The organism is Janthinobacterium kumbetense, from assembly GCF_023703445.1.
In the GTDB taxonomy this organism is placed as follows: domain Bacteria; phylum Pseudomonadota; class Gammaproteobacteria; order Burkholderiales; family Burkholderiaceae_D; genus Janthinobacterium; species Janthinobacterium kumbetense.
In genome coordinates, this window is sequence record NZ_JAMQGR010000001.1 from 1,196,841 (window position 1) to 1,211,305 (window position 14,465).

10 protein-coding genes are annotated in these 14,465 nt (G+C 65.2%); 2 read left to right on the forward strand and 8 right to left on the reverse strand.

Annotated features, from left to right (window positions below):
- Positions 1 to 105 precede the first annotated feature (105 nt).
- The 7 genes from NCG91_RS05380 to NCG91_RS05410 all read right to left on the reverse strand — a co-directional run bounded on the left by NCG91_RS05380 (position 106) and on the right by NCG91_RS05410 (position 8,022).
- Positions 106 to 1,200, reverse strand: a complete 1,095-nt coding sequence (locus tag NCG91_RS05380) for a S41 family peptidase (protein ID WP_251348901.1) — start codon at positions 1,198 to 1,200, stop codon at positions 106 to 108.
- A 107-nt stretch (positions 1,201 to 1,307) separates the two neighbouring features.
- The gene (locus NCG91_RS05385; RefSeq protein WP_251348902.1) at positions 1,308 to 1,841 is read right to left on the reverse strand and encodes a MarR family winged helix-turn-helix transcriptional regulator; all 534 of its coding nucleotides are present in this window, start codon (positions 1,839 to 1,841) and stop codon (positions 1,308 to 1,310) included.
- A gap of 294 nt (positions 1,842 to 2,135) precedes the next feature.
- Positions 2,136 to 2,438 carry an HNH endonuclease gene (locus NCG91_RS05390; protein WP_251348903.1) on the reverse strand — a complete coding sequence of 101 codons (303 nt, stop codon included), beginning with the start codon at positions 2,436 to 2,438 and terminating at the stop codon, positions 2,136 to 2,138.
- Positions 2,439 to 2,610: 172 nt separating this feature from the next.
- Entirely contained in the window at positions 2,611 to 3,255 is a 645-nt protein-coding gene (locus NCG91_RS05395) for a hypothetical protein (RefSeq protein WP_251348904.1), read from the reverse strand.
- Positions 3,256 to 3,581: 326 nt separating this feature from the next.
- Positions 3,582 to 4,232, reverse strand: a complete 651-nt coding sequence (locus NCG91_RS05400; protein ID WP_251348905.1) for a TetR/AcrR family transcriptional regulator — start codon at positions 4,230 to 4,232, stop codon at positions 3,582 to 3,584.
- An 11-nt stretch (positions 4,233 to 4,243) separates the two neighbouring features.
- On the reverse strand, positions 4,244 to 6,670 hold the full coding sequence (locus tag NCG91_RS05405; protein WP_251348906.1) for a membrane-bound PQQ-dependent dehydrogenase, glucose/quinate/shikimate family: 2,427 nt from the start codon (positions 6,668 to 6,670) through the stop codon (positions 4,244 to 4,246).
- A 299-nt stretch (positions 6,671 to 6,969) separates the two neighbouring features.
- Entirely contained in the window at positions 6,970 to 8,022 is a 1,053-nt protein-coding gene (locus NCG91_RS05410; protein ID WP_251348907.1) for an NAD(P)-dependent alcohol dehydrogenase, read from the reverse strand.
- A 179-nt stretch (positions 8,023 to 8,201) separates the two neighbouring features.
- Here NCG91_RS05410 and NCG91_RS05415 point away from each other — a divergent pair, with 179 nt between their 5' ends.
- Positions 8,202 to 9,164 (forward strand): AraC family transcriptional regulator, encoded by a 963-nt coding sequence (locus NCG91_RS05415; RefSeq protein WP_251348908.1) that lies wholly within the window; start codon positions 8,202 to 8,204, stop codon positions 9,162 to 9,164.
- Here NCG91_RS05415 and NCG91_RS05420 read toward each other — a convergent pair.
- Positions 9,146 to 12,718 carry a hydantoinase B/oxoprolinase family protein gene (locus NCG91_RS05420; protein WP_251348909.1) on the reverse strand — a complete coding sequence of 1,191 codons (3,573 nt, stop codon included), beginning with the start codon at positions 12,716 to 12,718 and terminating at the stop codon, positions 9,146 to 9,148. The genes NCG91_RS05415 and NCG91_RS05420 overlap by 19 nt on opposite strands.
- A 133-nt stretch (positions 12,719 to 12,851) precedes the next feature.
- Between NCG91_RS05420 and NCG91_RS05425 the strand changes: the two genes are divergently transcribed.
- Entirely contained in the window at positions 12,852 to 14,396 is a 1,545-nt protein-coding gene (locus NCG91_RS05425) for an NAD(P)H-hydrate dehydratase (protein WP_251348910.1), read from the forward strand.
- Positions 14,397 to 14,465 lie beyond the last annotated feature (69 nt).

Here is a 14,465-nt window from a genome sequence, read left to right on the forward strand (position 1 = left end):
CTCGCTACGGTTTTCAGAGGCGTCGTGACGTGCGTTGGCGTCAAAAACGCGCAGGTCGGATTAGCGAGCCGCGCGCTTCTTCGCGGGCATGTCCGGCGGCTTGCATCAAGGCTCGCCCCTGAGCGTGTAGACCGGCTTCTCGGATTCGCCTTTTTCCGCCATCGCAAGCACGCGCTGCAGTTCCTTGCGCTCGCTGCCCTCCTTGGCCGATGACACCAGGTTGCGCAGGATGGCGACATGCGCCGTCTGCAGCGCCTGCGCCGCAGGCACGGCGATGTCCGGTTTCACGCCGACGTGCTCCCAGTTGGTTTTGGTGACGACATTGGTCGTGCGCGCGGTCGGGATCGAGACGATGATGTCCTGCCCCAGGTTGTACCAGCTCACGGGATTGGAGCCGCCGCCGGTGGTTTCCCCGACCACCGTGCCGCGCTTTTGCGCCTGGATGCCATACGAGAAATCCTCTCCCGCGGAAAACGTGCGGGCCGATGTCAGCACGTACACGGGCTTGTCGTAGCGCTGTGCGACCGTCTTCACGGTCCAGAACTGCCGCGTCAGACCGGTCGGGCGATCGTACATGTCGATCAGGTGGCGCTCGTCGCCGAGCGGGAAGAAATGACTCATCAGGTAAGCCACGCTGGCCGGGCTGCCGCCGCCGTTGCGGCGCAGGTCGAGGATCAGCGCATCCGTCCCCGCCATGAGCGACATCGCCGCCGTGTACGCCGCGCTGACGTATTCCGGGCCGCCGAAGCCGCGCAGCTCGATATAGCCGACGTTGCCGGGAAGGCGTTCGACCTTCTCGATGTCATAGCCGCGCCGCGCGGTCTGGTCGCGCCACTCGTCCGTCTTGGCGCGGCTAGGCAGCTCGGGGTTGGCGCTGCGCTCGCGAAGGCCTTCGTACACCGCAGTGCCGAAATGCAAGTCGCCGCTCAATTCCCGCAAGTCCTTTGCCAGCGCCGCACTGAACGCCTGGGTGTTGGCGGCGCTCGCATAGCCTCCTTCGGCATTTTTCCTGGCGATCGCAGTGCCGACCCGTTCGGCCACGGCCGGCTCGATGTAGTTCGCGTTCATTTTCGTGACCAGTGTCTGCACGATCGCAGCGCGGCCGGACGCGTTCAACGCGGTGTCCGCCGCCGCAAAAGCCTGAAACGACACCAGCGTACTCAATACAACAGCTGCGACAAATTTCTTGCTACCTGACATACATTCCTCCAAGTTGGACTGCGAAGCGATTGATCGTTGCATAAAAAAAATACGCGTGATGCCCCCGGGCGCGTCATCGAAGCGGCGCCTGGGCAGGCAAGCCTGCATCATTCGGGTTGATCGTCCAGGTGTGGCCGTGCCTGCGCCGGAGCGGTATCGAGCTGCGGCCCGCCGTCACGCAGGCGCTGCAAGTTGGCGTCGCGGATGCGCGCACCGAAGGAGCGTGTCTCGAGTACGGCGATCGCCTGTCCGAGGCAGGCGGACAAGGGAAACGCCAGTTCCGCATCGAGGCTGTCGGCCGCCGATTTGGTCGCCTGCCAGCACACGCGCAGGCGCGGCAGCAGCGTTTCGCCAGTGGCGCTGAGCCGCACCACGCGCTGCCTGCCGTCCGCGCCGCCGGCGGCCACCGTCAACAGGCCCTTTTTCACCATCAAGGCCACCGTCTGCGTCGCGGCCGGCTGCGTGAGGCCGGCCAGGGCCGCCAGCTCGCCGACGGTCGCGCTAGCCTGCTCGGCCAGCACCCGCATCACCGGTGTGTAGCGCGGCCGGTAATCCAGCCCCGCGTCCACGTAGGCTTGCTCGACCGCGCCGTCCAGCAGTTCGATGAGATGTCGTAATTGTGTGCCGAGTCCAGGTTTCATGGAACCATGGTAGCACCATTTACATAAGAGCTTATATAAATATTTTACATATTTGAAAACGCTTGCGGCTGCTGCCGCCGGAGGCTGCCGCGTGGAACCCAGGAAGGTGAGAGACGAGATAAGGTGAAAAACGGATGGATGGCGTCTGGGGCCAACGGGGCATCCCCGCCCTGACGGATGGCTTAGGATGCCCTGCCCGACCGGGCGGGAATCAGCAGCGCGCCAGCTACGGCGCGCTACAGGTCATCGCCTGCATTTGCGCCAGGTTGTAAGCTGTTTCCAGGACCGCGATTGTCAGCGGGGCAATTTGTACCGTATCAGCAGCGTAGGTCCCTTGCCGCCGGATGGCGTCAGCAGTATCTCGTCACCGGGCAGCATCTCTTCATACATCACCGTGCAGCAGGTCGGCATCGAGTGGCCGCGCGCCGGATACACGCCGACGTCGGTGTGCAGGGTTGCAGCGCGCACGTCCACGCTGGTCTTGCCGGCCTTTCCCTCTTCTTGCAGCAGTTTGCGCAATGCGGTGACGAAGTCCCCTTTGCTGAGCCTGGCAGGTGCCTGGCTGGCTTGCGGGCGCGCGGTTGCGTCGTTTTTCATGGCAGTTTCTTTCAGTGTATACATTCCCGCCACTATATCATCCGCCCCCTGGCGGCATCACGCCAAAATAGACGCCAGCCCTGGCCGCTTAAGCTCTGCTGATGGTGCGCTCCGGCGGAACTCGCAGGCAGGTGACGCTTATTTCTTTCCGAGGCAGGTGCAACAGGCCGGCTTAGCTAAAGTCCAACATGATTAAAATAGTACTCGATGGAGTGTCGTAGAACATCAAAAGTTTATCTGCTCCATGGTCCCGATAGCGATACCCAAGCAATATCCCAATTAATCGATATCGCTGCCCCTGTTCGTTTAGCGGATGAGTGAAGTTGACGCCATTAACCGTCTCGTCCTCGCGCATCATCCGAGATGGCCTGAATCCCCATTTAGCCACCTCATCAGGCAAGGAGAGATCGTTGGTCCAGTTGCCGGCCAGGGCATTTCCTCCAAAAGCGGTGCCCCAACCAAAGCTGTCAGATTGCCGATTCATGAGACCCTGCTCATGCCATGCGCGCCTACGCTCGGCATAGCTTTTGTTGGCCTCCCCGTACCAGAAGTCAGCCTCCACATCATGCTCCCGATTAATCGCAAAATAGCGCCAATCCCCGGCGAATCGATACTTTGATCCTATCCGAACGAACTTAATCCATGCTTCGCCACAGTGAGGACCGTAATAATCCGTGCTGCCTTCGCCCAAAGCACCATCATACGGCTCTATGGGCAAGACGAAGTGGAACTGCCCGGTCCACGTAGGGTCGACCTGTGCTGCGGGTATGGTTAGAATAGGATGGAACACCTTCAGATGAAGCCCGACGTCTTCCATAAAGACGTCGTCTGGATCAGGATAGGGCACGAATCCGGGAGGGACTACTAAATTTTGAGCCATTGATGATGCAACCTTATGTAAATAGTGACTTACATAAGCCAGACGTTTCTCGGAGATGGAAACCGCATTTATTTTGCATCATTATGCAAAAATATTTTTTAGATTGCGACGGGTTCACACGACACCGCAGAATTGCTCATCAACATCGCCGAAAGGCGGCCAACCGCATCCCGGTCGCGCAGATCGGATTAACAGGGCCGCCGAAGCACGCAAGCGCGTCATCCGAATACCACCGGCCAACAGACTATTCTCGGATTACGGTCCTAGCGGGCCGACTCCGCCTTGCGCGCCACCCTTGCCACCACCAGTTCGATCAGCTCCGCGATCAGGGGCCGGAACGTAGCCGCATTACCGCCCTGCCCCAGCATCACGGTGCGCGTGGTCAGGTGCGAAAAGACGGCGTCGAACAAAATTTGCGGCAGGTTGGAAAACGAAGTGTCGGGCGCGATGCGGCCCTGAGCGCGCTGCTGTTCCAGCAGGCGCAAGATCAGTGCGTGCCACACTTGCGGGCCGTGTTCGTACCAGGTCAGGCCCACGGCCGGCACGGCGGCCGCGCCCGTGACGACGAGGCGGTAGAAATCCACGTGGCGGGGGCTGGTGACGACGGCCACCAGTTCATCGAGGATCAGCTGCAAGCCCTGTTCCAGGCCCGCTTGCGAGGTATCGAGCCGGCGCAGGTCGATGATGAAATCGGCGCACAGGTATTCGACCACCGCCACCAGCAGCTCCTGCTTGCTGCCGAAGTAGCGGTAGGCCGTGGCCTTCGAGCCACCCGCCTCGGCCACGATGGCGTCCATGCTGACGCCGTCGTAGCCGGAAGCGAGGAAGAGGTCCGCCGCCGCCACCAGCAGCTTGCGCCGCCGCTCCTCGCTTCGGGTACTCGGGGAAGCTGGAACGGTGCGCAACTGGGGCATGAAGCAAACTCTTACTGTGTCTTGGGAAGCGCGTATGCTATCACGTAATCTCCCCGGTCCGGACTCTGGCGGGCGCCGCCCGCCACCACCACGACGTACTGGCGGCCCGAGGCTGGCGACACGTACGTCATCGGCGTGCCTTGCGAACCCACGGGCATGCGCGCCTTCCACACTTCACGTCCCGTGGCGATGTCCATGGCGCGCAGATAATAATCCTGCGTGCCCGCATAAAACACGAGGCCCGACGCCGTGCTCACGCCGCCGCCCAGGGTGGGCATGCCCAGCGGGATGGGCAGCCGCGCGCGCACGCCGTGGATGACGGCATCGCGTACCGTGCCGGCCGGACGCTCCCACACTTTCGTGCGCGTCTTCAAATCGATGGCGGCAAACACGCCCCACGGCGGGCTTTGGCAAGGTATGCCCAGCGGCGAATTGAAGGCCTTGTGGTCGATGACGAAGGGCGTGCCATCCATCGGATAGGTGCTGCCCACGCCGTGGCCCGACGTCAGCTTGGCCACGTCCACCGTTTCGCGCGGCACCAGCCTGACCACTTGCGGCATGCGGATATCGTTGACGAACATATAGCCATTGCTTTCATCGACGGCAGCGCCGCCCCAGTTGAAGCCGCCGTAGTAGCCTGGATAAATCAAGGTCTCTTGCGTGCTTGGCGCCGTGAACTCCCCTTTGTAATTGAGCTTGCGGAAGCTGATGCGGCACGCCAGCTGGTCGAAGAAGGTGGCGCCCCACATGTCGCGCTCCGTCAGGGTTTCCGCGCCGAGGGCCGGCATGCCGGTGGAGTATGGCTGCGTCTTTGCCACCCAGTCGCCGGCCGCGTGCTCCTGCGGCACGGCTTTTTCGATGACTTCGGCAATCGGCTTGCCCGTGCGGCGGTCCAGCATGAATATCTGGCCACGCTTGGTCAGCTGCACCAGTGCGGGAATCTTGCCGCCCTTGCCGTCCGGGACGTCGTACAGGGCCGGCTGCGCCGCCACGTCGTAGTCCCAGATATCGTGGTGGACGGTTTGATACGTCCAGCGTTCGCGGCCCGTGGCCATGTCGAGGGCGACGATGGCCGACGCGTATTTTTCCGTCAGCGGCGGGCGCTTGCCGCCCCAGAAGTCCGGCTGCTCGTTCCCCGTCGGCAGGTAGACGAGGCCCAATTCATCGTCGAAGGCCGGGGTCGACCACATGTTCGGCGTGCTGCGCGTGTAGGTCTGTCCTTCCGGCGGCAGCTTGGTGATGGCCGGATTGCCCAGGTCCCAGGCCCACACCAGTTCCCCCGTGTCGGCGCTGTACGCGCGCACGACGCCCGACGGTTCATCGGTGGAGCGGCCGTCGAAGACCCAGCCGCCGAGGATGATCAGGTTGCGCGCCACCGTGGGCGCGGATGTGTAGGCGTAGTACGGCACGTTCATTTTCACCTTGCCCAGGCCGACGGTGAGGTCGACGGAACCCTTGTCGCCGAAGCCCTCGCACTGCTTGCCCGTCTGCGCGTCGATCTCGATCAGGCGCGCATCCATGGTCACTTGCACGATGCGCCTGGCGCACGCGCCCGCCGCCGGCGCGCCGGCCGCCTGCATGCCCTCGACACGGAACGGCTTTGTCACTTTGGCCGGCTCGTAATAGCCGACACCGCGGCAGCGGTTCCACGTCTTCGTGTTGGCCGGCTTCGGATCGAAAGTCCAGCGCTCCTTGCCCGTGTCCGCGTCCAGCGCGATGACCTTGCTGGTCGGCGTACACGTATAGAGGGTGTCGCCGATCTGCAGCGGCGTATTCTGCGATTCGGACGCGCCCTCGGCCAGCTCGCCCGTGCGGTAACTCCACGCCACTTGCAGCTGGCCGACATTCTGCTGGTCGATCTGCGTGTAGGGCGCGAAGCGCGTGCCTTTCGGCCCATGGCCATAATGCGCCCAGTTGGCGCTGCCGTCATTGACGGGCGTCACGGTATCGTGCTGCGGCTGCGCGGTGGCTTCCAGCACGCCGTGCGGCCGGAACATGGAGGCAAAGCCGGCCACCAGCACGACGGCAAACAGGGCCGCGAAGCCGCGCGACTGGCCGCCGTGGCCACGGCCTGCCAGCCACGGATGCAGCAAGGCGGCCGCCAGGCCGATGACGAGGAATGGCGCCAAACGCGGCACCATGGGCCAGAAGGCGAAGCCGATTTCCCACACGGCCCACAGCAAGGTAGCCAGCACGAGCGCGGCGACCACGCCACTGGCCAGCGGCTTGCGACGCCAGTACAGCACGCCCGCCAGTATTAAACCGAGACCGGCCAGCAGGTAATACCAGGAACCGCCGAGGCTAATCAGTTCGATGCCGCCCGCCGCCAGGGCAAGGCCGGAAAGTCCGAGAAAAACGCCAAAAACCGCCAGGGCAATGCGTTTGCCCCTGGAGACCGCCGGGATCGCCGCCGCTCCATTCTTTGTTGAAGTGTCCATTTTTTATCCATGACGCCTCCCCTGCCCAGGCCAACATGCGGGGATGGCTGATTTTTTTAAATCTACGTAGTGAAACTGTACTGTACGGTTTCATTTTATGCCGATTTTTGACGCAAGGAAAGAAAAATTGATGTGGGAGCTTGATTTTTGGCGGGGGATGAGGTGTTGGCGGCGACCAAGGGGTCAGACCCGATGGGTCTGACCCCAGCCTTGTGCCTCGCTCGGAGTATCCAATGGTGCTCAGGGCTCAGCACCGGAAAAGCTGGGGTCGGACCCGACCGGTCCGACCCCTTGTCAAATTACTCAGCCAGCGATGACATATCGATCACAAAACGATATCTGACATCGCTCTTCACGACGCGCTCGAACGCCTCATTGATATCCTGGATGCGGATGATCTCGATGTCCGACACGATGTTGTGCTTGCCGCAGAAATCCAGCATTTCCTGGGTTTCCTTGATCGAGCCGATCATGGAACCGGACAGGCTGCGGCGCGCGCCCACCAGGCCGAAGGCGCTGATCGGCGGCACGGCGCCGTCGGGAATGCCGACGATGACCATGCTGCCATCGACCTTCAGCAGGTTGATGTACTGGTTCCAGTCGATCGAAGCGCCCACGGTGCAGATGATCAGGTCGAAGGTGCCGGCAAGTTTGCTGAACGTTTCCGCGTCGTTGGTGGCGTAGTAGTGATCGGCGCCCAGGCGCAGGCCGTCTTCGCGCTTCGACAGGGTCTGGCTCAGCACCGTCACTTCGGCGCCCATGGCGTGGGCGATCTTCACGCCCATGTGGCCCAGGCCACCCATGCCCAGGATGGCGACCTGCTTGCCAGGACCGGCCTTCCAGTGGTTCAGCGGCGAGTACAGGGTGATACCGGCGCACAGCAGCGGTGCGGCCGCGTCCAGCGGCAGGTTGTCGGGAATCGACAGCACATAGCCTTCCTTGACGACGATGCTGTCCGAGTAGCCGCCCTGCGTGGCCGTCTTGCCGTCCGCTTCGACGCCGTTGTAGGTCTGGATCAGGCCGGGCATGTACTGTTCCAGGTCCACGTTGCGCGTCTTGCAAGTGGTGCAGGAGTCGACGAAGCAGCCCACGCCCACGTGGTCGCCCACCTTGAACTTGCTGACGTTGGCGCCGACGGCCGTGACGACGCCGGCGATTTCATGGCCGGGCACCATCGGGAAGGCGGCGCCGCCCCATTCATCGCGCGCCTGGTGGATGTCGGAATGGCACACGCCGCAGTATTTGATCGAGATGGCCACGTCGTCTTCGCGCGGGGCGCGGCGCTCGAACGTGAACGGTTGCAGTGCGGAGGTCGGGCCCAGTGCGGCGTAGCCTTTGGCGATGGTGGTCATGAAAACTCCTGTATCTATATGTGTGTAACGAGGGGGAACGCGTGCCATGCATGCGATTGCACAAGTGTGCCCGAGAAGCCGCCCCGCCGTTACCGCGATCCTGCAAGACCTTTGCACGATCCTCCAAATCTGCGTAAGATCAACCCCTGCCCTCCCTCGCCTGACGCATACTGCCACCCATGCCTACCTTACTCCTGCCCCAAGATGAAATCGCCGCCCTGATCAGCCGCCACGCGCCGCGCACGGGCGATTACGCGACGGCCATCGGCAACCTCACCTTCCACCGCCAGTCCTCCGTCACGGAATCGCTGTTCCATGCGGCGCGCCCCAGCGTGGCCATCATCGCGCAAGGAGCGAAGGACGTCACCCTGGGCACGGAAACCTTCCATTACAGCCGCATGCAGTATCTGCTGACGTCCGTCGACTTGCCGGTGCAGGTGCGCGTGGTGGAAGCGAGCGTGGACAAGCCGCACCTGTGCGTGGTGCTGGGCATCGACATCGCCGACGTGGCCGCGCTGCTCGATAGCGAAAGCGCCGGCGACAGCGCCGCGCAGCAGAAAATCCTGCCCGCCACGCGCGGTATTTCCGTCAGCGACGTGTCGCCCGAGCTGCTCGACGCCATGCTGCGCCTCGTGCGCCTGCTCGACAAGCCGGGGGAAATCGCCGCGCTGGCGCCCCTGATCCGCCGCGAGCTGACCTACCGCCTGCTCAATGGCCCCGTGGGTGCCCGCCTGCGCCACATGGCACTGGCCAGCAGCCAGTCGCACCAGGTGGGGCAAGCCATCGACTGGATCAAGCACCATTACGCGCAGCCGCTGCGCATCGAGCACCTGGCCGGCATGGCGAACATGAGCATGTCGTCGCTGCACCACCACTTCAAGGCGATTACCGCCATGACGCCGATGCAGTACCAGAAGCTGCTGCGGCTACAGGAAGCGCGGCGATTGATGCTGGTCGAGCAGATCGACGCGGGCACGGCCGGCTACCGGGTCGGCTACGCCAGCGAATCGCAGTTCAGCCGCGAATACAGCCGCCAGTTCGGCCGCGCGCCCATGCGCGACGTGGGTCAGGTGCGCGCGCAGCTCAGCGGCGCCGGGGCCGCCAGTGCCAGTGCCGACCTGGCCTATTCCGTCTTGCCGTAGCCGCCGCCGCCCGGCGTTTCGATGACGAACACGTCGCCCGCCTGCATGTCCGTCTTGCCGATATGCGCCAGGTGCTCGATGCTGCCGTCAGCCCGCTCCACGTAATTGCGCCCCAGCGCGCCCGCCTCGCCGCCGGCCATGCCGAACGGCGGAATCATCCGGTTGTTCGACAGGATCGCCGCCGTCATCGGCTCCAGGAAGCGCACCCGGCGCACGCCGCCATTGCCGCCGTGCCAGCGCCCCGCTCCACCCGATCCGGCGCGGATGCTGTAGCTGTCCAGGCGCACGGGGAAGCGCCACTCGAGGATTTCCGGGTCCGTCAGGCGCGAATTGGTCATGTTCGTCTGCACCACGTCCGTGCCGTCGAAGCCGGGGCCTGCGCCCGAGCCGCCCGATATCGTCTCGTAATACTGGTATTTGGCGCTGCCGAACGTGAAATTGTTCATCGTCCCCTGCGAGGCGGCCATCGCCCCCAGCGCGCCATACAGGGCATTCGTGATGCAGGTCGAGGTTTCCACGTTGCCCGAGACGACGGAAGCCGGATACCGCGGGTTGAGCATGGAGCCGGGCGGGATGATCACGGTCAAAGGCTTCAGACAGCCCGCATTCAGGGGAATCTCGTCGTCGACGAGGGTGCGGAACACGTACAGCACGGCCGCCATGCAGACGGCGGATGGCGCATTGAAGTTGTTCGGCAGCTGGCTTGAGGTCCCCGTGAAATCGATGACGGCGCTGCGCCGCGCCACGTCGACCTTGATCGCCACCTGGATGCGCGCGCCGTTGTCCAGGTCCAACGCGTAGCTGCCATCCTTCAGGGTCGTGATGACCCGGCGCACGGCTTCCTCGGCATTGTCCTGCACGTGGCCCATGTAGGCTTGCACGACAGGCAAACCGAAATGCGCGACCATGTTATGCAGTTCTTCGGCCCCCTTCTGGTTGGCCGCCACCTGGGCGCGCAGGTCGGCCAGGTTTTGCCGCGGATTGCGGGCCGGCCAGCTGGCGCCCGCCAGCAAAGCCAGGGTGTCGTCTTCCCGCATCACGCCCGTGGCGCCGTCGACCAGCTTGAAATTGTCGATCAACACGCCCTCTTCCTCGATGCGCGTGGAGTCCGGCGGCATGGAACCGGGCGTGGTGCCGCCGATGTCCGCATGGTGGCCGCGCGAACCGACGTAGAACAGGATGGATTCTCCCTTTTCATCGAAGACGGGCGAAATCACCGTCACGTCGGGCAAATGCGTGCCGCCGTGATACGGGTCGTTCAACATGAACACATCGCCCGGCCGCATGGCGCCCGCATTGCGCGTCATGACGGTGCGGATGCTCTCGCCCATGGAACCGAGGTGCACGGGCATGTGCGGCGCATTGGCGATCAAGTGGCCTTGCGCATCGAAGATGGCGCAGCTGAAATCGAGCCGCTCCTTGATGTTGACGGAATGGGCCGTATTTTGCAGGCGCAAGCCCATCTGCTCGGCGATCGACATGAACAGGTTGTTGAATATTTCCAGCATCACGGGGTCGGCATCAGTCCCGATGGCGCGCCGCTCTGGCAAGGCCACGACCCTGCGCAAGATCAAATGGCCATGCGCCGTCACTTGCGCGCGCCAGCCCGGCTCAATGACGGTGGTGGCGTTGGCGTCGCTGACGATGGCCGGGCCGTCGATGGCATCACCCGGGCGCAGGCTGTCCGCCGCATACAGGCCGCTGTCGCGCCATGCACCGGCGCAGTACATGGCCACCGTCTGCACGGGCGCCACCGTGCCAGACCGGGCCGCATACGCCGGCGCGGCCACTTGCGGCGCGTCGGATGCGCCGAGGGCTTCCACGGAGATGGCTTCGACGATCAAGGCGCGCGCCGGCATCAGGAAGGAAAAGCGTTTTTTGTACGCCGCTTCGAACTGCGCCTGCATGCTGGCCACCGTATCGAACAGCACGACGAGGGCCGAATCCGTGCCTTCGTAGCGCAGGTGCACGCGATGCACGAGCGCGATGCGCTCGCCTGCCACGCCCTGGCGCAGCAAGTCGCCCCGCGCCTGCTCACCCAGGGCGGCGAAATCGCGCGCCAGGTCGGCCCCCAGTGTCGCTTCGATGGCCCGCTCGCGCATGGCGCTCTGGTCGGCCAGGCCCATGCCGTAGGCCGACATCACGCCCGCCAGGCCGTGGATGAACACCGTGCGCATGCCCAGCGCGTCGGCCACCAGGCAGGCATGCTGGCCGCCCGCGCCGCCAAAGCTGGTGAGCGTATATTCCGTGACGTCGTGGCCGCGCTGCACGGAAATCTGCTTGATGGCGTTGGCCATATTGCCCACGGCGATGGCGACATAGCCTTCGGCCACCTCCTCCGGCGTGGCATTGACCGTGCGCGCCAGCGCTTCGAACTGGGCGCGCACCGTGGCCGCGTCCAGCGCTTCATCGGCGTCGGGGCCGAAGACGCGGGGGAAGAACGCGGGCTGCAGCTTGCCCAGCATGACGTTGCAGTCGGTGACGGCCAGCGGGCCGCCGCGCCGGTAGCTGGCGGGGCCCGGATTGGCGCCCGCGCTGTCCGGCCCCACCTTGTAGCGGGCGCCGTCGAAATGCAGCAGGGAGCCGCCGCCCGCGGCCACCGTGTGGATGCTCATCATGGGCGCGCGCATGCGCACGCCGGCGATCTGCGTCTCGAACACGCGTTCAAACTCGCCCGCGTAATGCGACACGTCCGTCGAAGTGCCGCCCATGTCGAAGCCGATGACCTTATCGAAACCGGCCAGCGCGCTGGCGCGCACCATGCCGACGATGCCGCCGGCGGGGCCGGACAAGATGCTGTCCTTGCCCTGGAAGGCGCGCGCATCCGTCAAGCCGCCGTTCGACTGCATGAATTGCAGGTGCACGCCGGGCAGCTCCATCGCCAGCTGGTCGACATAGCGGCGCAGGATCGGCGACAGGTAGGCGTCGACCACGGTGGTGTCGCCGCGCGCCACCAGTTTCATCATGGGGCTGACCTCATGCGACACGGACACCTGCGTAAAACCGGCTTCGCGCGCCAGCTGCGCCACCCGCGCCTCGTGCGCGTGGTGGCGGTAGCCGTGCATCAGCACGATGGCGATGGCGCGCACGCCGCGCGCATGGGCTTGCGCCAGCGCGGCCTGCGCGGCCGCCTCGTCGAGCGGCGTGACGACGTCGCCATGGGCGCCCACCCGTTCGTCGATCTCGATCACGTCACCATACAGCAGTTCGGGCAGGATGATCTTGCGCGCGAACAATTGCGGGCGATTCTGGTAGGCGATGCGCAAGGCGTCGCGAAAACCGCGCGTGATGGCCAGCACGGTGGGCTCGCCCTTGCGTTCGAGCAGCGCATTCGTGGCGACCGTCGTGCCCATCTTGATGGCGCCCACCTGCTCCACGGGCAGCGGCGCACCGGGCGCAAGGCCCATCAGCCGGCGCATGCCGGCCAGCGCCGCGTCGCGGTACTGGCCCGGATTTTCCGACAGCAGCTTGCAGGTGGCCAGGCTGCCATCGGGACGGCGCGCCACGATGTCCGTAAAGGTGCCGCCACGGTCGATCCAGAATTGCCAGTCCATCGCCTTGCCCCCCGCGCTTATGTGAGATGGCTATTGTAGCCGCCAAACGGGCGCGCATTTCAGGCGTGCGCGCCTTGCCTTTCGCCCGCATCGGCCTTATGTTGAAGACATGCTGACTAACGGAACACGCTCCATGCCCCTGATCGACTCTGCAACACCGCTGTACTCCATCGCCGAACTGCGCGCCATCGAACAGGCGGCCATGCGCGACTTGCCGCAAGGGCTGCTGATGCAGCGCGCGGGCCAGGCCGCCGCCAGTGCCGCCCTGAAGCTGCTGCACTCCCAGGAAGAAGGCGGCGATGCGGGCCACCGGCGCGTACTGGTGCTCGCCGGCCCCGGCGACAACGGCGGCGACGCGCTGGAAGCGGCCGCGCACCTGGCCGGCAGCGGCACCGAGGTGCTCGTCTGGCTGGCGCCCGCGGCGCAAGCCACGTCGCCCGAGCGCGAACAGGCGCTGAGCCGCGCGCGCAACAGCGCCGCGCGCTGCATGGACGCGGCAACCAGCACGGCGTCGGCCGCCGTGGGCGCCGCGCCCTGGCACCTCGTCATCGATGGCCTGTTCGGCATCGGCGCATCGCGTCCCCTGGACGGCGAATGCCGCGACGTGGTCCATCTGGTGAACCAGCTCGATTGCCCCGTGCTGGCGCTCGACGTGCCCAGCGGCCTGCACGCGGACACGGGCGCCATCGACGGCGTCGCCATCCGCGCCACGCACACGCTCACCTTCATCGGCGACAAGCCTGGCCTGCACACGGCAAATGGCCGCGACCATGCGGGCGAAGTGGAAGTGGCCGCGCTGGCCATCGATCCCGCCCTGCTGCTGCCGGCGAAGGCGCAGCTGGGCGGCCTGCACCTGTTCGCCCGCCAGCTGCAGCCGCGCCGGCAAAACACGCACAAGGGCAGCTACGGCAGCGTGGCCATCATCGGCGGCGCGCAAGGCATGGCCGGCGCGCCCATCCTGGCGGCCCGCACGGCCCTGCATGCGGGCGCGGGACGGGTGTATCTCGCCTTTCCCGACGCGCCGCCCGCGTTCGACAGCGGCCAGCCGGAACTCATGTGCCGGCACGCCCGGGACGTGGATTTCTCGGGCCTGCACTTCGCCGCGCTGGTGGCGGGCCCCGGCCTCGGCGACAAGGCCGGCACGGTGGAGCTGCTGCTGCGGGCGTTCGACAGCGACAGCCCCCTGCTGCTGGACGCCGATGCGCTGAACCTGATGGCGGCTGAGCCGGAACTGCAATCGGCGCTGGCCGTGCGCACGGGTGCGGGGGCGACGATATTGACCCCGCATCCGCTGGAAGCGGCGCGCCTGCTCGACATGACGGTGACCGAAGTGCAAGCCGACCGCCTGGGCGCGGCGCGCCAGTTGGCCACGCAGCTGGGCGTCATAGTCGTCTTGAAAGGGTCGGGCACGGTGATCGCCGCGCCCGACGGCCAGGTCGTCGTCAACAACACGGGCGGCCCCGCGCTGGCGACGGCCGGCACGGGTGACGTCTTGGCGGGCCTGTGCGGCAGCCTGCTGGCGCAGGGCTGGCCGGAATGGGAAGCGGCGCTGGGCGCCGTCTGGCTGCACGGCGCGGCGGCCGATGCGCTGGTGGCCGCAGGCAGCGGCCCCATCGGGTTGACGGCGGGAGAATTGATACCGGCCATCCGCCGGTTGATCAATGCCTTGTCGGCGTAATAACGACGTATAACAAGGAATGTCACGACGCCTGACAGCAAGTAGGTCGGATTAGCGCGTCAGCGCGTA